This is a genomic window from Mycobacterium neumannii, from assembly GCF_002245615.1.
In the GTDB taxonomy this organism is placed as follows: domain Bacteria; phylum Actinomycetota; class Actinomycetes; order Mycobacteriales; family Mycobacteriaceae; genus Mycobacterium; species Mycobacterium neumannii_A.
Genome location: NZ_NKCO01000010.1, coordinates 102,680 through 118,749, shown reverse-complemented (window position 1 = coordinate 118,749; position 16,070 = coordinate 102,680). Strand labels below are relative to the sequence as shown.

The window sequence follows — 16,070 nt, the reverse complement described above, 5'->3', positions numbered from 1 at the left end:
GTTAGATGCGAAAAGCGCTATACCGGTTCCACGAGACTGCGGTTTATGAGAGGAATCGGCCGAAATTCGTCAGAAACCGCAGTCTCGGCGCCTACGACTCCAATAACCGCTTGCGTTCCGCGTCGACGTCGAAATCCGCAGGCGGGTATGACAAGTCGAGGGCCTCGAGCGCTTCGATCAGCAGTTCGGTGACGGCGAGCCGGCTGTACCACCGGCGATCGCAGGGCACCACGTGCCACGGCGCATAGTCCGTCGACGTGCGGTCCAGCACCGCCTGGTAGGCCTCCTGATACTGGGGCCATTTGAGGCGCTCGTCGATGTCGCCGGGGTTGTACTTCCAGTATTTCGTCGGGTCGTCGAGCCGTTCGAGGAGCTGCTTCTTCTGCTCGTCCAACGAGATGAACATCGCCACCTTCACCAGAGTCGTTCCACCGTCGACGAGTTCACGCTCGAACGCGTTGATCTCGTCGTAGCGCGCACCCCACACCTCCGGCGGCACCAGGTTGTGCACCCGAACGATGAGCACGTCCTCGTAATGCGACCGGTCGAAGACGCCGATATGTCCCGGCGGCGGCAACGCGCGCCGGATCCGCCACAGGAAGTCGTGCGCCAGCTCCTCCGGTGTCGGTTTGCCAAATGCGGTGTAGCGTACGCCCATCGGGTTGACAGCTCCGACAACATGTTTGACGATACCGCCCTTGCCCGCGGCATCCATGCCCTGCAGCACAAGTAAGACCGAGCGGGCGTCGTCACGGCCTTTGGAACTGGCGTAGAGCATCTCCTGCAGCTCGGCGAGGCGATTGCTGCGGGCCGCTTGCACCGGAGCCGCATCGGCTTTGGCGCCGTCGAAACCCGGTGTCGCCGAGGGGTTCAGATCGGCCACCTTGTCGCCGGTCCGAAACCGCACCGCGTCGGCGATGGGCGAGGTGACCGGGTCCGGGCTCACTGGTCGTCTTGCGTCGGGGGTGGAAGCGCCGGCGACGGGTGTGGTCGGCCGCGGAACGCCTCGAGTGACCCGCCCACTTCGACGATGCCGCACAGCGCATTCCACGAGAGCATGGTCAGGTAGTCGATCAGCTCGTCGGAGCTCATGCGCCGGTTGGACATCCACGAGTGCGTGGCAAGCTGAACACCGCCGACTGTGTGGTACGCCCACGGTTCGACGCCGCCGGTGTCCATACCGGCCTCCTGCATCCGGCGTCGCAGCATCACCGCCAACATGCGGGCGATGATCTGCTCGGACGTGGCGACCGCGCGGCTCTTGCTCGCCGAGTTGTTCGCCATCACGAACTGATAGGGCTCGGGTTCGGCCGCCACCGTTTCGACATAGACCCGGATCACCTCGCGAGTGAGTTCAAAGCCGTCCAGGTTCGACGACAGCGCCGCGGCCATGTTCGGGATCAGCGTCGTCTGCGCGAACCGCATCATCACCGCGGTCGTGAGGTCGTTCTTATCGACGAAGTAGCGGTACAGCACCGTCTTCGAGACGCCGATCTCGGCCGCGATCTCGTCCATGCTGACGCCACTACCGAGTCGGCGGATCGCCTCAAGGGTGCCATCCACCAGCTCGTTGCGGCGCTCTACCTTGTGCTTGTGCCAACGCCGCTTGCGGCCGTCTGTCTTGACCGCGATCGCCTCGGACTGTTGTGCCACTATCCCCGTGATCCGTTCCGTAGTTCCCCTCGATAGTACGGCCGATCTTGACACCGCGTGTTGTCGGTCCGAGCTGCCGCGCGTCGTAGCGGATGATGGAGAAGTGGCACATAGACCGAGCGCCGGACGGCACGCCCCGACGGTTCCGCCCGCCCCGCGGAGAAGCTTCGCCGAGTCCTTGGCCGGGGCCGACTCCGTAGCCGATGCGGAGCGCCGCCGTTCGCTGCGGCGCATGAAGGTCGTCGCGCTGAGTTTTCTCGTCGGCGCCTCGGTCATCTTCCTCATCTGCACCTGGGCCCAGTCCGCCGGTGCTGCCCCGGTCTGGGTCGGCTATGTGCGCGCCGCAGCCGAGGCCGGCATGGTCGGCGCCCTGGCGGACTGGTTCGCGGTCACCGCCCTGTTCAAGCACCCACTCGGCATCCCGATCCCGCACACCGCGATCATCAAGCGCAAAAAGGACCAGCTCGGCGAGGGGCTCGGCGCCTTCGTTCGCGAGAACTTCCTGTCTCCTGAAGTCGTGTCGGCGAAGCTGCGCAACGCCGAAGTGGCAGGCCGGCTGGGCAAGTGGCTCTCCGAACGCTCACACGCCGAACGCGTTGCCGCCGAAACCGCCACCGTGCTGCGGGTTCTGGTGGAGATGCTGCGCGACGAGGATGTGCAGCAGGTGCTCGACCGGATGATCGTCAAACGCATCGCCGAACCGCAGTGGGGTCCGCCGATCGGTCGGGTGCTGGCCACGCTGCTGGCCGAACACCGGCAGGAAGCACTGCTGCAACTGCTCGCCGACCGCGCCTTCCAGTGGTCGCTCAACGCCGGGCCCGTCATCGACCGGGTGATCGAACGCGACTCGCCCACCTGGTCCCCACGCTGGGTGGACCACCTCGTCGGCGACCGCATCCACCGCGAGTTGATGGACTTCACCGACAAGGTGCGCCGCAACCCGGACCACGAGCTGCGGCGGTCGGCGACCCGGTTCCTGTTCGAGTTCGCCGACGACCTCCAGCACGATCGGGCCACCATTGAGCGCGCCGAGAACGTCAAGGAACAGGTCATGGCCCGCGACGAGGTCACGCGCGCGGCCGAGACGGCGTGGAGAGCGGCCAAGCGCATTCTGTTCGAGTCGGTGGACGACCCCTCATCGACGCTGCGCACGCGGGTCGCGGACTCGGTGATGCTGATCGGGGAGTCGCTGCGCGACGACGCCGACCTGCGCGACAAGGTCGACAACTGGATCATCCGGGCGGCCCAGCACCTCGTCGCCCAGTACGGCGTGGAAATCACCGCGATCATCACCGAAACCGTCGAGCGGTGGGACGCCGACGAGGCCAGCCGCCGTATCGAACTCCACGTCGGACGCGACCTGCAATTCATCCGGATCAACGGCACCGTGGTGGGCGCGCTGGCGGGCCTGGTCATCTATTCCGTAGCCCAACTTATATTCTGACCTGCGCTAACGAGTGCTTGCAAAAGTTAGCACTGCGTCGTACGGTAGGGGTGTCGCTTTTTGGATACCCGAGGCACGGAGGGCTTCGCATGTCGCAGGATGACAATCTTGCCGTCGTCGTGTCCAACGCTGCGCAGACCGCCGCCCAGGACATCGGCACGTTCATCCGGACGCAACGCGAAGCCGCTCAGGTATCCGTACGACAGTTGGCCGAGAAGGCCGGCGTCAGCAATCCCTACCTCAGCCAGATCGAGCGGGGATTGCGCAAACCCTCTGCCGACGTGCTCAACCAGATCGCCAAGGCGCTGCGGTTGTCGGCTGAGGTGCTCTACGTGCGGGCCGGGATTCTCGAGCCCAGCGAGAAGAGCGAGGTGCGCGACGCCATCGTCAACGACACGGCGATCACCGAGCGGCAAAAGCATGTGCTGCTCGACATCTACACGTCGTTCTGTCAGCAGAACGAGGCCGAGGTTGACGAGGCAGGTAGCGACACAGAACAGGAGTCGTCGACTGAATAGAGACTCCGGCTTCTGAACACGAACGCAACCGAACCACATCCTCAGAAAGGAACACCATGGCCAAGAACACTCCCGCCAAGAACCAGCCCACCCCCGACGACCTGAAGGCGCCGTTGCTCGCCGCCGTCGGTGCCGCCGACCTCGCCCTCGAGCGGGTCAACGAGATCGTCGCCGCCCTTCGTGAGCGCGCCGACGACGCCCGCACCGACTCGCGTAGCCGCGTCGAGGAGACCCGTGCGCGGATCGACCGACTGCAGGACGACCTGCCGACGCAGTTCGGTGAGCTGCGCGACCGTCTGAGCTCCGATGAGCTGCGCAAGTTCGCCGAGACCTACGCCGAGGCCGCGCAGACCACCTACAACAAGCTCGTCGAGCGCGGTGAGGCCGCACTCGAGCGCCTGCGCAGCCAGCCCGGCTTCAGCGAGGCCGCCGGCCGGGTCGAGGGGTACACCGACCAGGCCGTCGAGCTGACTCAGGAGGCGCTGGGCAACGTGGCCGCGCAGACGCGCGCCGTCGGTGAGCGCGCCGCCAAGCTGGTCGGCGTCGAGCTGCCGAAGAAGGCCGACCAGGGTGCCGCGCCGGTGAAGAACACCGCTAAGAAGGCCCCTGCCAAGACGCCGGCCAAGACCCCGGCGAAGAAGACGCCGGCCAAGAAGGCCCCGGCCAAGAAGGCGACGGCCAAGAAGGTCACCCAGAAGTAAGGACTCGACAGCGGGTCGCAAGGCCCAAAGTCGACCGAGGGGACGTCACCCGCTTAGTCTTGATGCGTGCAGCTCCAAGGCTTGGTGGGTTACGTCCTCTTCTTTTTGCAGATCGCCGTGCTGGCGACGACGGTGTACGCGTTCGTCCATGCGGCGATGCAACGGCCGGACGCCTACCCGGCCGCCGACAAACTGACCAAGCCGGTCTGGTTGGTCATCCTCGGGGTCGCAGGGCTGCTCGCGCTGGTTTTGGGTTCTGTGCTGGGCCCCGCCATCGCAGCCGTCGCGGCCGGTGTCTACCTGGTCGACGTCCGACCCAAGCTGCTTGAGGTCCAGGGGAAGTCCCGGTAGTGCGCAGAACCATGGCGGTCGTCGTCTTGGCGGCCGGCCTCACCGTGCCTGCGCTGGCGGCCCCCGTGGCATCGGCGAATCCACCTGCCAACCCGACGGTGCCTGCCCCGCCGTTCGTCGATCACGTCGAATGGGCCAAGTGGGGCGATTTGTCGAGTCTGCGCGTGTACCCGACCGCGGCAGGCAGGCAATCGTCCGGGCTGGCCACTTCGGCCCAGGGCGAGGTGGCCTGGGCCGAGGTGCTGGCGCTCGCACCCGATGCGGACATCCCGGGCATGAGGCCCCAATTCGTCTGTCACTGGGAATTCGCCGAGTACTACCAACCCGGCAAGACCAGTTGGAATCTCGAGCCGTGGCGACCCGAGGTCCCCTACGAGCAGATGGTGGAAACCGGCTGCAACCCCGGCGGTACCGAAGAGCCGTTCTGATGGCACGCACCTACCTACGCGACGAGGTCGCCGGACTGGTCGATCACACACTGCTCAAACCCGAAGCCACCGAGGGCGACGTCGCCGCGGCCGCCGAGGAGGCTGCGGCGCTCGGCGCTTACGCCGTATGCGTGTCGCCGTCGATGGTTTCGGTCGCCAGACGGTCCGGTTCGCCGTCGCAGCTGGTGTGTGCGGTCGTCGGATTCCCTTCGGGCAAACATCTTTCGGCGGTCAAAGCCAGTGAGGCACGGCTCGCGGTGGAAGACGGCGCTGGCGAGATCGACATGGTGATCGACGTGGGAGCCGCGCTGCACGGCGACTTCGCGGCGGTGCGCGCCGACGTCGAGGCCGTGCGTACCGAAGTCGGTGCCCGCGCGACGCTGAAAGTGATCGTCGAGTCCGCCGCGCTGCTCCTGCTCGCCGATGAGCAGACCCTGCTGGCCGCCTGCCGGGCCGCGGCGGACGCGGGTGCCGATTTCGTCAAGACCTCCACGGGATTTCATCCCGCAGGCGGGGCGTCGCTACGTGCAGTGGAACTGATGGCGACGGTGGGTCCGCAGGTCAAAGCCAGTGGCGGTATCCGGACCGCCGATGACGCGATTGCGATGCTGAACGCAGGCGCCACCCGGTTGGGGCTGTCGGGGACCAGGGCGGTACTCGAGGGCTTTTCCGAAACCTGACCGCCGCCAGTAATTTACATTGGTCACCGATATTTGCCGTATAGTGACGTCCGCCCCCGACGGCTGGAACCACCGCACTCTGCGCACGGGAAACCGTGGATAGGACCTGATCATGATGACTCAAAGCGGTTTGCTTCGCCGAGCGCTGGCCGGAGCGGGGGTGACCGCGGTGCTGGCGACGGGCGCGTTCACCGCCGGCTGCGCCTCACAAGAGGAAGAGGCACCGGAGACGTCGACCACCACGACGACGACCACAACCACCACTACGGCGCCGCCTCCGCCCGCCACGCCGACGGAGAAGGCACCGCGCATCGATCCCAATCAGCCGAACCCGTTCTCGCCCACCGTTCATGCGCCACCGGCTCCCGGTCCGACGCCCGGTCGACACCGCGGTCCTCACGGCCAGTAGGCGCGGGGTCCACCGGCCCTGGGCCCTCCTCACCGCCGCGCTGCTGATCGCAGCGTCGGGTGCGTGTGCATCACGCACCCCGGCGGTGATCACCGGTCCCTATGCGGCACTGCTGGCGAGCTCGACCGACCTGGGCCCGTCACGTTCGGCGGACGCGCAAGTCACTGTCACGCTCGGCGTACCGCAACGTCCGGCCGCCTTGATGGGCTGGGCGGGCGACCGCGACCTCTGGGTGCGCTGGCGGCCCGGCGACGGTTGGGCGATCGTCGAGGGCGCTGCCGGGGATCTCGCGCGGGCATTCGGGATTCCGGTGCGCGACTACCGGTCTGCCAAAGGGGAGGAGTTCTACGCCTCGCCCGAACAGCCGGCGATACCGCCGCAGGTACGCGGCGACGTCACCGCGGTCGGGCGGGTGATGAGCTACACCCCGTACCGCATGAAGCGGCCCGACTTCGTCCCCCTTGACGTACCCAAGGGCGGGCTGACGCCCGACGGACTGTTGTCGGCGTACAACGCGACGCCGTTGGCGGACGCCGGTTTCACGGGTGAGGGCGCGACGATCGTCATCTTCGCGTTCGACAGCGTCGAACAAGACGACCTCGACCTGTTCGCCGACAGCTCCGGACTACCCCGGTTCACACCCGAGATCGTCGGCGGGAAACCGTCCGAGGTGCACGGTGAGACGGCGATGGATCTGCAAGTGGCACACGCCATTGCACCCGATGCACGGCTTGTCGTGGTCAACGCCAGGCCGACGGTGGAGGGCGACGGTACATACGAAAAGCTCGGGAGGCTGTTCGAACAGGTCGACCGCGACTACCCCGGAGCGGTGTGGAGCCTGTCGATCGGATGGGGATGCGAGGCGTTCGTCACCGCGGCGGATCTGGCTCCGGTCGAGGCGGCGTTGACGGCCGCCCAGCGGCGCGGCACCACGGCGTTCGACGCCAGCGGGGACACCGCGGGCCTGGAGTGCAAAGGCGGAGACCGATGGTCGGCTCCGCCGGGCCCCGACGACATCGGTGTTGATGCGGTCGCATCACTTCCCACGATGACGTCGGTCGGAGGCACCACGTTGTCGACCGGTACGCGCGGGCAGTGGCTGGCCGAACACGCGTGGGTGGATTCCCCGCTGTCGCAGGGCAGTAGCGGCGGGGTGGCGAAGCTGTTCGCCCGTCCGGCGTGGCAGGACAAACTGGATGTCGAGCGTGACACCGAGCGCCGCCGTCTGCTCCCCGACGTCTCCGCGGTCGCCGATCCGTTCACCGGTGTGCGGTTCATCTTCGGCCGGCGCGAGGTGGTCGGCGGCGGTACGTCGCAATCGGCGCCGATCTGGGCGGCACTCACCGTGCTGATGAACCAGTACCTGCTGGCCAACGGTGGACGGCAGGTCGGAAACGTCAATCCGGTGTTGTACCAGGTGGCCTCCGGGTCGCGTCTGCCCGGCTTCCGGGATGTGACCAAGGGCGGCAATGCCGTCGATCTGGCGTCACCGGGGTACGACCTGGTGACGGGCCTCGGCACCCCGAACACCGAGAACCTCGCCCGCAACATTCTCGACCTGCAGAAGACGTCGCGTTGACCGAAGCGTCACCACGCCGCCGCCGTCGGTGGCGAAATCCTTTGACGAGCACCCTGTTTCCACATGTGGCGCCTTCGTCGAGGACGACGTTCGGGCTGGCGCTGGCAGCGCTTGCGGTGATGCTGGTCGGGTTCGCGGTGCTGCGTTGGCAGGCGCCGCTGATCGCGATCGGAGCGGTCGGTGTGGCGCTGGTGTTCGTCGTCTATCTGCATCAGGCAGGTCACGACGTCCCGGCACGGCAGTTGGTGCTGACCGCTGCGCTGGCTGCGGCACTCGGCGCCGCGTGGGCGTTGACAACCGGCAACATCGTGGCCGAGTCTCACGATGTCGCGCTCAGCGGCGGCGAGCTCGATCGCGAAAAGCTGTTGGTAGGCACCGCGATACCGGTCGGCGGTGCGCTCGTGATGCTGATCCCGCCGGCAGTGCTGCGGTTGCGCCGCGGGCTGCCTCGACTGCCGCTCGACGGCTACGCGGTCGGCGCGTTGAGCGCCGTGGTGTTCACGTCGGCAGCGACTTTGGTCAGATTGGCCCCACAGTTCGCGACCGGCGTCAGGGCCGAAGACCTGTGGGTCAGCGCGCTTCTGGTGCAGGCCGGTATCCAGGGGTTGACCCTGCCGCTGACCGCGCTCACGCTCGGCGGACTCGTCGGCATCGCGCTGTGGGCGGGCCGGCGGAGGATGATCGTCGCGAGTGTGGTTGTGACGCTGGTGCTCTACATGGTCATGGGTGTCACCGAGTACGCCCCGGTACCGCACATTGTGCACCTGATCGTCCATGTCGTGATCGCCGCGGTCGCACTGGCTGCGCTGCGCAGTGGACAGCGGGCCCTGGCTCCGAAGCTACCGGTGCGGAGCATCGAGGAAGGCATGGGCCGCGCGCGGGTGCTTGCGACGCTGGGTGCGGGCGCCGCCATCGCGGTGATGGCCGGTGTGGTGGCGGCCGTGCTCACCACCCCCGACATCCCGAAGATCGTGTGCCCGCCCGATTGTGGACGCCCACCGATCGGCGAGCCCATCGAATCCAACCCGCGTTTCTATGCCGCCGACGGGACGTTCTCCGTCCAATACCCGGGGCCCGGCAGCGCGTACGAGGCCACCCTGCTTCCCGATGGGGTCGAACTCGACTTCACCGGCGGCGACACCGGCATGCTCGAGCTGTTCGGTCTGCCCGCCGAAAACCGGACCGCCAAGCAGGTCGCCCAGGACCTGATCGAGGAGTACTACCCCGACGCCACAACGGAATACGAGATCCCCAACGCGATGGTCGGCTACGAACCCGGCTACGGCGTCGTCGCCGACGATTATCCGCAGGACGCCAGCGGTAGCTTCACCCGGCTTCGGCTGATCGTGATGGTCGCGATCAAAAACGATGTCGCGCTGGTGGCCTCGGCCATCGGCCCCTACCGCGAATTCACCCCCGACTTCGGCACCGGGCATCCATCGGGTGCGAACCTGCAGCTGGCGATCGATATGGGCAAGTACGTCAACAGCTTCCGCTGGACCGGTGTCACCGACTGAGGGTCACAGCTCGGCGAAGCACGGATCCTGCTGACCCTTCGGGATGTCGGCGTTGCGGGTCGAGAACCGGCTCACCACGCCGTCATCGGTGACCTCCACGGAATCGGCTTTGATGTTCATCGGGTAGTTCTTCGTCAGCTCGGAGGTGAACGCGTCCAACGCCGGCTGCACGGCTTCGCGCGGCAGCGTGAAGCCGAGGCCGGTCAGCTCGATCACCTGCAGCGAGATTCCGCCGTCGGCGACCGTCGGCCGCGCCCTGATCGAGCCGAGCGCACCTTCCAACTCGATCGTGTCGTCGGACGGGTTGGTCGTGACCCCGCTGACGAATGCGCCGATGAGTGGGATCGAATCGGAGATGGTCTGCCGAATGCCCTCCGACGACCAGTTGATGTCCGCGACGAGCGAGCCGACCGTGCCGCCCGAGGTGGCCGTGTCCTCGAGGCGGACGTCCTCGATGGTCAACTCGACCTTCATACCCTTGGCGTCGCGGATCTGATTGCCAGCGGTCTCGATGTAGATGTTCGTGTAGTGGCCGGACATGTGCTGGATCAGGAACGGCGGCATGACGCCGAACGATGCGCTGGCCTCGTCTTCGACGACGCATGACGTGACGCCCGCGACGACGTCGTTCGCGCGGTTGCGTGCGTACAGTTCTCCGGCCAGCACGCCCGCCAGCACCAGGGCCACCACGATGACGACCACCAGCACGATCGACAGGGGATCGCGCAACAGGCTCCTGAGTCTCGACTCAGAGCGCGGCGGCTCGCTCCGGCCCGGTTCATTCGGTCCCTGGGGTCCCGGCGGCGGGCCCTGCGGTGGCGGCCCCTGCGGCGGCGGAGGCGTCTGGTCCTGCTGGGGTGGGGGGACCTGGCCCTGCTGCGGCGACGGCTGGTTCGGGCGGGCCCACGGGTCAGTCACGAGCGCGATTCTGCCTTACCGCGACGAGCGAAGTCCGCGCGGTTGCGCAGAACCGCGACCGTCTCGCGTACCTTGCGGCCGTCCTCCAGGTCGATGTCGGTCACCAGCAACTGCGGGTCGTCACCGGCGCTGACCAGCACGTCACCGGTCGGGGACGCCACCAGGCTGCCACCCACACCGGTCGGGCCGAGCGCGGCGACGTCGGGTTCGGGACAGCCCTGGTCGACGGCGGCGACGAAGCCGGTCGTGTCGATCGCGCGGGCCCTCGCCAGCAACGTCCACTGGTCGAGTTTGCCCGTTCCGCTGCCCCACGAGGCGTGCACGGTGATCAGCTGCGCACCACGTTCGGCCAGCTCGACGTAGAGCTCGGGGAACCGGATGTCGTAGCACAGCGTCAGCCCGACTCCCACGCCGTCGACCTCGATCAGGACCGGCTCCTGGCCGGGCGCGACCGTCTTGGACTCCTTGAACCCGAACGCGTCGTAGAGGTGGATCTTCTCGTAGTGCGCGTCGATGCCGGCGCCGGCGGCGATCAGCGTGTTGAGAACGCGCCCGTCACCGGAAGGCACGAACATTCCCGCCACGACGACGATGCCCGCCCGCTCGGCGATGGCCCGCACGGCCGAGGCCCACGGCCCGTCGAGCGGTTCGGCGACCGGGGCGAGCGGCACCCCGAACCGGCACATCGTCGCCTCAGGAAACAGCACCATGCGCGCGCCTGCGTCCGCGGCGCGGCGCGTGTAGTCCTCCACGACCGCCAGGTTCGCCGACGGGTCGGTGCCGCTGAGGATCTGCGCGAGGGCAATCCGCATACGGCCCAGCCTACGGCGCTGCGATTCGTGTGCGTTTGGTTGCGCTCACCGCTCTTCAACGCGCACAAATCGCGTCAGCGGTTACGGCCCCGGGCTTCAGGTCGGCGCGACGGTCGGCCAGGGCACGGTGAGCACTCCGTCACGCATCCGGCGTCGCGCAGGTACGACAGGAAAACCGTTGTCGCACAACAACTCCAGCATCGCACGCCAGCGGACTCGCGGACCGAACACCCCGTGGCCGGCGACGCTGGCCCACGCACGGTCGGCGGCGGTCAGCAATGAGTGCACGGGCTGGCCGTCGACGTTGTGGTGGATCAGTGCCTTCGGCAGCCGCTCGGCCAGGTCGGACGGCCGTTCGATCGCGAACGGGTCGCAGGCCAGCGTCAGGCTCAGCGGCCCGTCGGCGTCCAGCAGGATCCAACAGGCTCTTCGGCCGACCTCGTCGCAGGTGCCGTCGACGATGAGGCCACCGGGCGCCAACTGTCGCTGCATCGTCGACCACGCCTGGTGAACCGATTCGACCGGGTACTGCCGCAACACGTTGAACGCCCGCACCAGGACGGGCCGCATCCCCGCCAATTCGAAACCACCGAGGCCGAACTGCACAGCAGAGGACCCCGCGGCCTGCGCTGCCTGCACGCGGTCGGGATCGATCTCCAGGCCCACGACGCGAATATCGTTGCGCACCATCCGCAGCCGGGCGGCGAGCTCCAGCGTCGTCACCGGCAGCGCGCCGTAACCGAGATCGATGACCAGCGGATCCTCGGCAGCCGCCAGGGCGGCGCGGACCCGCGGCGCGTGCACGAGCCAGCGGTCACTGCGGCGCAGCCGGTTGTAGCCGGTGGTGCCGCGTGTCAGCTGACCGATTGGCCCGCTCATGGCCCAAGTGTATGGCCGCCGGCGGTTCTGCGTCACCGCCCTCGGCGGCACCACCTCTTGAGGTTGCGCCTCAAGCGTTTTCGGCGATCCACAGCGTCGTAAAGCGCTGTTCGGCGATGAGCAGGTCGACGAGCTGGCCGCCGATGAAGTTTTCGATCTTGCCGCCCACCAACGGAACTCGCACCTCGACCTCGACGGTGAACTCCAGCCGCGAGCCGCTGTCCGCCGGGCTCAGGACCGCAGTGCCCGCCAAACTTGCCGGCGCCCCGGGGATCGACCCCTTGACCGTCGCGGTGGCCTTCCCGTCGAGCACCGGGCTCCACGCCTCCTCGCGCACAAAGCTCAGGTCTCCGCGGTGGAACTGGGTCACCACACCGGGCAGCCGGTCGGCGCGCAGCGTCTGCGTCGTGACGACATCGATGCCGCCCCGATCGTCGATGACCATCGAGTCCAGCGAGTACATGTCGGCGCCGGAATCGGTCAGCCGCGCGAGCCAGTACCGCTCGTCGCCGAACGCCCGGTGGACCTGCTCGACGGTTCCCCCGTACTCGGCGGCCATGTCGAATGAGCGCGGCATAGCTGGTCAGGCTACCGTTACCGCCCGTGGTCGGTTCGCAACTAGGGGGTGCCTCCGTCGAGGAGCGGGTGCCGCTTGCGCCGCTGACCACGCTGCGGGTGGGACCCGTCGCGCGACGGCTGATCACGTGCGACACCACGCAGAAGGTCATCGACGTGGTCCGAACGCTCGGCCCCGGCGACGACGCGCTCGTTCTGGCGGGTGGCTCCAATGTCGTGTTGTCCGACGAGCTGACCGACCTGTCGGTGATCCATCTCGCCAACACCGAGATCACCGTCGACGGTGAAGTCCTGCGCGCCGAGGCCGGTGCGGTGTGGGACGACGTCGTGGTCACGTCGCTGGCGCACGGTCTGGGTGGCCTGGAGTGCCTGTCGGGGATACCGGGGTCGGCCGGGGCCACACCGGTACAGAACGTCGGCGCGTACGGCGCCGAGGTGGCCGACACCATCCGACGGGTGCGCCTGCTGGACCGTCGCACCGGCGAAGACGGCTGGGTCCAACCCGACGCGCTGCGGTTCGGCTACCGCACCAGCGTCCTCAAATACGCGCACGACGCGATCGTGCTCGAGGTGGAGTTCGCGCTGGACCCGGCCGGACGCAGCGCGCCGCTGCGCTACCGCGAACTGGCCACCGCGCTGGGCGCCGAACAGGGCGCACGCGCCGATCCGCTCGAGGTGCGCGAGGCGGTGCTGGCACTGCGGGCGAGCAAGGGCATGGTGCTCGACGCCGACGATCACGACACCTGGAGCGTGGGCTCGTTCTTCACCAACCCCGTCATCACGACCGCGGAGTTCGATCGGCTCAGCGTCTCGGTCGACGGGCCGGTGCCCAACTATCCGGCCCCCGACGGGGTCAAACTGGCCGCGGGGTGGCTGGTCGAGCAGGCCGGCTTCGGCAAAGGCCATCCGGGCGAAGGCGCCGCCGCCCGGCTGTCGACCAAGCATGCGCTGGCGCTGACCAACCGTGGCGGCGCCACCACCGCCGACGTGATCGCGCTGGCCAGGACGGTACGTGACGGCGTCCGAACGAAATTCGGGATCGAGCTCACAGCCGAGCCTGTCCTGATCGGGTGCTCGCTGTAGGTACGCTCGATCCACGTGAGTACAGCAGAACCCCTACCGCCGGGGTTCAACCGGCGGCGCGCCCTGGCCGCACTGGCGGTCGGCGTCGTCGCGCCGGGCGTGCTGGCCGCGTGCGGCTCCAAGGACGACGGGTCTGCGGCGTCGCAGGACGGTGAAGCGTCCGGAGCCCCCTCGCTGGACTTCACGCCGGCAAACGCCGCGACCGACGTCCCGCCGACCGCGCCCGTCGGTGTCCAGGTCGCCGACGGTTGGTTTCAGCGGGTCTCGTTGACCAACCCCGACGGGAAGGTCGTCGCCGGTGCGCTCAACCGCGACCGCACCGAGTTCACGATCACCGAACCGCTCGGCTACGGCGTGCAGTACACATGGAAAGGCTCGGTCGTCGGCCGCGACGGCAAGGCGGCGCCCGTCGAGGGCTCGTTCTCTACGATCAGCCCCAGCACCCAGGTGAGCGGCCGCTTCCAGCTGGGCGACGGTCAGGTCGTCGGGGTGGCGGCGCCGGTCATCATCCAGTTCGACGGACCGATCAGCGACAAGGCCGCCGTCGAGAAAGCGCTCAAGGTCACCACCGATCCGCAGGTGGAAGGCAGCTGGGCGTGGCTGCCCGACGAGGTCGGCGGGTCGCGCGTGCACTACCGCACCCGCGAGTACTACCCGGCGGGCACCAAGGTGAACGTCGACGCGAAGCTCTACGGGGTGCCGTTCGGCGACGGCGCCTACGGCGCGCAGGACATCTCGCTGCACTTCGAGATCGGCCGCCGCCAGGTGGTCAGGGCCGAGGCGTCGTCGCACCGCATCCAGGTGCTCGACGGGGCGGGCGCGGTGATCATGGACTTCCCCTGTAGCTACGGCGAAGGCGACCTGGACCGCAACGTCACCCGCAGCGGCATCCACGTCGTGACCGAGAAGTACGAAGACTTCTACATGACCAACCCGGCGGCCGGTTACGCCAACGTCCGCGAACGGTTCGCCGTGCGGATCTCCAACAACGGCGAGTTCATCCACGCCAACCCGGCCAGCCTGGGTTCGCAGGGCAACTCCAACGTCACCAACGGCTGTATCAACCTGTCGGAGTCCGACGCCCAGCAGTACTTCAACAGCGCGATCTACGGCGATCCCGTCGAAGTCACCGGCACGCGCATCCAGTTGTCCTACGCCGACGGCGACATCTGGGATTGGGCCGTGCCGTGGGAGGAGTGGAAATCGATGTCGGCGCTGTCGGACGCGAACGCCCCGGACATGCCGAGCACCGCCCCCGCGACGCCGTCGGGAGCACCCGAGCCGGTGAGCGGCCGTCCGGGCGGGTGACGTTCACAATGTCAGCACGCCCGGCGGCTGACCCGTCTATTGACCGTCGGTGCTGAACAGATACCAGCCGCCGTCGCCCGGGGCGCAGAACCAATACGGGTAGGCCCGGTCGAAGTTCGGATCGTTCCAGACGATGGGGGCGTCCGACTGGCATTCGGCCTCGGTGGCCCAGAACCACGGCTGCCCGTTCGCGTCCGTCTCCAGGTAATCAACGGCATGGGCCGTTCCCGCTGCGCCCATCAAGCCCGCGAACGCCAGTGCAGCGACCGCGATTGCCTTCTTCATGTCATCCCACCCTGTCCAGTTGAATTGATTTCGAGTGGAAGATAACGTCCCGCGGCTCAATGATCGACGCGAACGTAGAGATCTTCAGAGCCTTCGGTTGAACCGCGATCCGCTGGACCCGCTGACCTGATCGCGCGGCCGGACCACGATCAGATCGAGATCGACGTGCGACGGCCGGCTGGCGACGAAGCCGATGATCTCGGCGATGTCTTCGGCCACCAGTGGAGTGACGCCTTCGTACACCTTCGCGGCGCGGTCTTCGTCGCCCTCGAACCGGTTGAGCGAGAAATCCGTCTTCACCATGCCGGGCGCAACTTCGGTGAGTCGCACCGGTTTTCCGAGCAACTCGCTGCGCAGCGTGCGGTGCAGCACGCCCTGCGCGTGTTTGGCAGAGGTGTAGCCGCCGCCGTTGTCGTAGATCTCCACCGCCGCGATCGAGGTGATCGTGACGATCAGCCCGTCGCCCGACGCGATCAGCTTCGGCAGCAGCGCGCGGGTCACCAGCAGCGTGCCGAGCACATTGACCTCCCACATCCAGCGCCAGTGCTCGACATCGGCCTCGGCGACCGGATCGAGCCCGCGCGCCCCGCCGGCGTTGTTGACCAGCACATCCACCCGGTCCAGTGCAGCCGCCAGCGCCGATACCGCCTCGAGGGATGTGACGTCCGCCACAATCGCGGTGCCGCCGATTTCGTCGGCCAGGGCCTTGAGTGGCTCCTCGCGCCGGGCCACGCAGACGACATGAAAGCCTTGTGCTGCAAGGGTTCTCGCGGTCGCTTCACCGATCCCGGCGCTTGCGCCGGTGACCACCGCGACACGACCGTCGGCCTGGAAAGTCGTCATCTGCCCAACCTTAGTTGGCGTGCTAAGTTCACCTCGTGTTGTCCAGTCAGGCCTGTATGCGGCGTGCGTGTTGTTGTTGTCGCACG

General features: G+C 67.6%; 19 protein-coding genes. 11 read left to right on the top strand and 8 right to left on the bottom strand.

Annotated elements, in window-relative coordinates:
* Positions 1–91 precede the first annotated feature (91 nt).
* Both CEX88_RS13975 and CEX88_RS13970 read right to left on the bottom strand, forming a co-directional pair.
* Positions 92–946, bottom strand: coding sequence for a polyphosphate kinase 2 family protein (locus tag CEX88_RS13975; RefSeq protein ID WP_066842251.1), 855 nt, complete (start codon positions 944–946; stop codon positions 92–94).
* A complete protein-coding gene (locus CEX88_RS13970) occupies positions 943–1,653 on the bottom strand; it encodes a TetR/AcrR family transcriptional regulator (RefSeq protein WP_066842249.1) in 711 nt (236 codons plus the stop codon). The genes CEX88_RS13975 and CEX88_RS13970 overlap by 4 nt, the downstream gene beginning before the upstream one ends.
* Positions 1,654–1,726: 73 nt before the next feature.
* On the opposite strand from CEX88_RS13970, the gene CEX88_RS13965 reads away from it, so the two are divergent.
* The 9 genes from CEX88_RS13965 to CEX88_RS13925 all read left to right on the top strand — a co-directional run bounded on the left by CEX88_RS13965 (position 1,727) and on the right by CEX88_RS13925 (position 9,280).
* Positions 1,727–3,097, top strand: coding sequence for a DUF445 domain-containing protein (locus CEX88_RS13965; protein WP_202931499.1), 1,371 nt, complete (start codon positions 1,727–1,729; stop codon positions 3,095–3,097).
* Positions 3,098–3,186: 89 nt separating this feature from the next.
* The gene (locus CEX88_RS13960; protein WP_064419938.1) at positions 3,187–3,615 is read left to right on the top strand and encodes a helix-turn-helix domain-containing protein; all 429 of its coding nucleotides are present in this window, start codon (positions 3,187–3,189) and stop codon (positions 3,613–3,615) included.
* Between the two features lie 56 nt (positions 3,616–3,671).
* Positions 3,672–4,316: a hypothetical protein gene (locus CEX88_RS13955; protein WP_064399712.1), complete on the top strand. Its 645-nt coding sequence runs from the start codon at positions 3,672–3,674 to the stop codon at positions 4,314–4,316.
* 66 nt (positions 4,317–4,382) lie between these two features.
* Positions 4,383–4,667, top strand: a complete 285-nt coding sequence (locus CEX88_RS13950; RefSeq protein ID WP_064351279.1) for a DUF2516 family protein — start codon at positions 4,383–4,385, stop codon at positions 4,665–4,667.
* Between the two features lie 11 nt (positions 4,668–4,678).
* On the top strand, positions 4,679–5,095 hold the full coding sequence (locus CEX88_RS13945) for a DUF2599 domain-containing protein (protein ID WP_066842290.1): 417 nt from the start codon (positions 4,679–4,681) through the stop codon (positions 5,093–5,095).
* Positions 5,095–5,775 carry a deoxyribose-phosphate aldolase gene (gene deoC / locus CEX88_RS13940; RefSeq protein WP_094293920.1) on the top strand — a complete coding sequence of 227 codons (681 nt, stop codon included), beginning with the start codon at positions 5,095–5,097 and terminating at the stop codon, positions 5,773–5,775. The genes CEX88_RS13945 and deoC overlap by 1 nt, the downstream gene beginning before the upstream one ends.
* Before the next feature lie 112 nt (positions 5,776–5,887).
* Positions 5,888–6,184: a hypothetical protein gene (locus CEX88_RS13935; RefSeq protein ID WP_369829772.1), complete on the top strand. Its 297-nt coding sequence runs from the start codon at positions 5,888–5,890 to the stop codon at positions 6,182–6,184.
* Positions 6,126–7,763: a S53 family peptidase gene (locus CEX88_RS13930; RefSeq protein ID WP_420799219.1), complete on the top strand. Its 1,638-nt coding sequence runs from the start codon at positions 6,126–6,128 to the stop codon at positions 7,761–7,763. The genes CEX88_RS13935 and CEX88_RS13930 overlap by 59 nt, the downstream gene beginning before the upstream one ends.
* A gap of 65 nt (positions 7,764–7,828) precedes the next feature.
* Positions 7,829–9,280, top strand: coding sequence for a zinc ribbon domain-containing protein (locus CEX88_RS13925; RefSeq protein WP_238382067.1), 1,452 nt, complete (start codon positions 7,829–7,831; stop codon positions 9,278–9,280).
* 3 nt (positions 9,281–9,283) lie between these two features.
* Here the strand turns inward: CEX88_RS13925 and CEX88_RS13920 are convergent, their stop codons facing one another.
* From CEX88_RS13920 to CEX88_RS13905, 4 genes are all read right to left on the bottom strand, one after another.
* A complete protein-coding gene (locus CEX88_RS13920; RefSeq protein WP_094293918.1) occupies positions 9,284–10,198 on the bottom strand; it encodes an LmeA family phospholipid-binding protein in 915 nt (304 codons plus the stop codon).
* Entirely contained in the window at positions 10,195–11,010 is an 816-nt protein-coding gene (locus tag CEX88_RS13915; protein WP_094293917.1) for a carbon-nitrogen hydrolase family protein, read from the bottom strand. The genes CEX88_RS13920 and CEX88_RS13915 overlap by 4 nt, the downstream gene beginning before the upstream one ends.
* A gap of 96 nt (positions 11,011–11,106) precedes the next feature.
* The gene (locus tag CEX88_RS13910; RefSeq protein ID WP_202931494.1) at positions 11,107–11,889 is read right to left on the bottom strand and encodes a class I SAM-dependent methyltransferase; all 783 of its coding nucleotides are present in this window, start codon (positions 11,887–11,889) and stop codon (positions 11,107–11,109) included.
* A gap of 70 nt (positions 11,890–11,959) precedes the next feature.
* Positions 11,960–12,466 (bottom strand): DUF2505 domain-containing protein, encoded by a 507-nt coding sequence (locus tag CEX88_RS13905; RefSeq protein WP_094293916.1) that lies wholly within the window; start codon positions 12,464–12,466, stop codon positions 11,960–11,962.
* Positions 12,467–12,492: 26 nt separating this feature from the next.
* Here CEX88_RS13905 and CEX88_RS13900 point away from each other — a divergent pair, with 26 nt between their 5' ends.
* Entirely contained in the window at positions 12,493–13,548 is a 1,056-nt protein-coding gene (locus tag CEX88_RS13900) for a UDP-N-acetylmuramate dehydrogenase (RefSeq protein WP_094293915.1), read from the top strand.
* Positions 13,549–13,563: 15 nt separating this feature from the next.
* Complete coding sequence (locus CEX88_RS13895) at positions 13,564–14,856, top strand: L,D-transpeptidase (RefSeq protein WP_094293914.1); 1,293 nt, start codon at positions 13,564–13,566, stop codon at positions 14,854–14,856.
* A 36-nt stretch (positions 14,857–14,892) separates the two neighbouring features.
* On the opposite strand, the gene CEX88_RS13890 is transcribed toward CEX88_RS13895, so the two are convergent.
* Both CEX88_RS13890 and CEX88_RS13885 read right to left on the bottom strand, forming a co-directional pair.
* On the bottom strand, positions 14,893–15,141 hold the full coding sequence (locus CEX88_RS13890; RefSeq protein ID WP_068200513.1) for a hypothetical protein: 249 nt from the start codon (positions 15,139–15,141) through the stop codon (positions 14,893–14,895).
* Positions 15,142–15,225: 84 nt separating this feature from the next.
* The gene (locus CEX88_RS13885; RefSeq protein ID WP_094293913.1) at positions 15,226–15,984 is read right to left on the bottom strand and encodes an SDR family oxidoreductase; all 759 of its coding nucleotides are present in this window, start codon (positions 15,982–15,984) and stop codon (positions 15,226–15,228) included.
* Positions 15,985–16,070 lie beyond the last annotated feature (86 nt).

Excerpts from the sequence above, each read along its gene's own strand:
- CEX88_RS13945 (WP_066842290.1), top strand. The coding sequence starts at position 4,679 with ATGGCGGTCGTCGTCTTGGCGGCCGGCCTCACCGTGCCTGCGCTGGCG.
- CEX88_RS13915 (WP_094293917.1), bottom strand. The coding sequence starts at position 11,010 with ATGCGGATTGCCCTCGCGCAGATCCTCAGCGGCACCGACCCGTCGGCG.
- CEX88_RS13890 (WP_068200513.1), bottom strand. The coding sequence starts at position 15,141 with ATGAAGAAGGCAATCGCGGTCGCTGCACTGGCGTTCGCGGGCTTGATG.
- CEX88_RS13930 (WP_420799219.1), top strand. The coding sequence starts at position 6,126 with ATGCGCCACCGGCTCCCGGTCCGACGCCCGGTCGACACCGCGGTCCTC.
- CEX88_RS13955 (WP_064399712.1), top strand. The coding sequence starts at position 3,672 with ATGGCCAAGAACACTCCCGCCAAGAACCAGCCCACCCCCGACGACCTG.
- CEX88_RS13910 (WP_202931494.1), bottom strand. The coding sequence starts at position 11,889 with ATGAGCGGGCCAATCGGTCAGCTGACACGCGGCACCACCGGCTACAAC.
- CEX88_RS13905 (WP_094293916.1), bottom strand. The coding sequence starts at position 12,466 with ATGCCGCGCTCATTCGACATGGCCGCCGAGTACGGGGGAACCGTCGAG.
- CEX88_RS13935 (WP_369829772.1), top strand. The coding sequence starts at position 5,888 with ATGATGACTCAAAGCGGTTTGCTTCGCCGAGCGCTGGCCGGAGCGGGG.
- CEX88_RS13960 (WP_064419938.1), top strand. The coding sequence starts at position 3,187 with ATGTCGCAGGATGACAATCTTGCCGTCGTCGTGTCCAACGCTGCGCAG.
- deoC (WP_094293920.1), top strand. The coding sequence starts at position 5,095 with ATGGCACGCACCTACCTACGCGACGAGGTCGCCGGACTGGTCGATCAC.
- CEX88_RS13885 (WP_094293913.1), bottom strand. The coding sequence starts at position 15,984 with ATGACGACTTTCCAGGCCGACGGTCGTGTCGCGGTGGTCACCGGCGCA.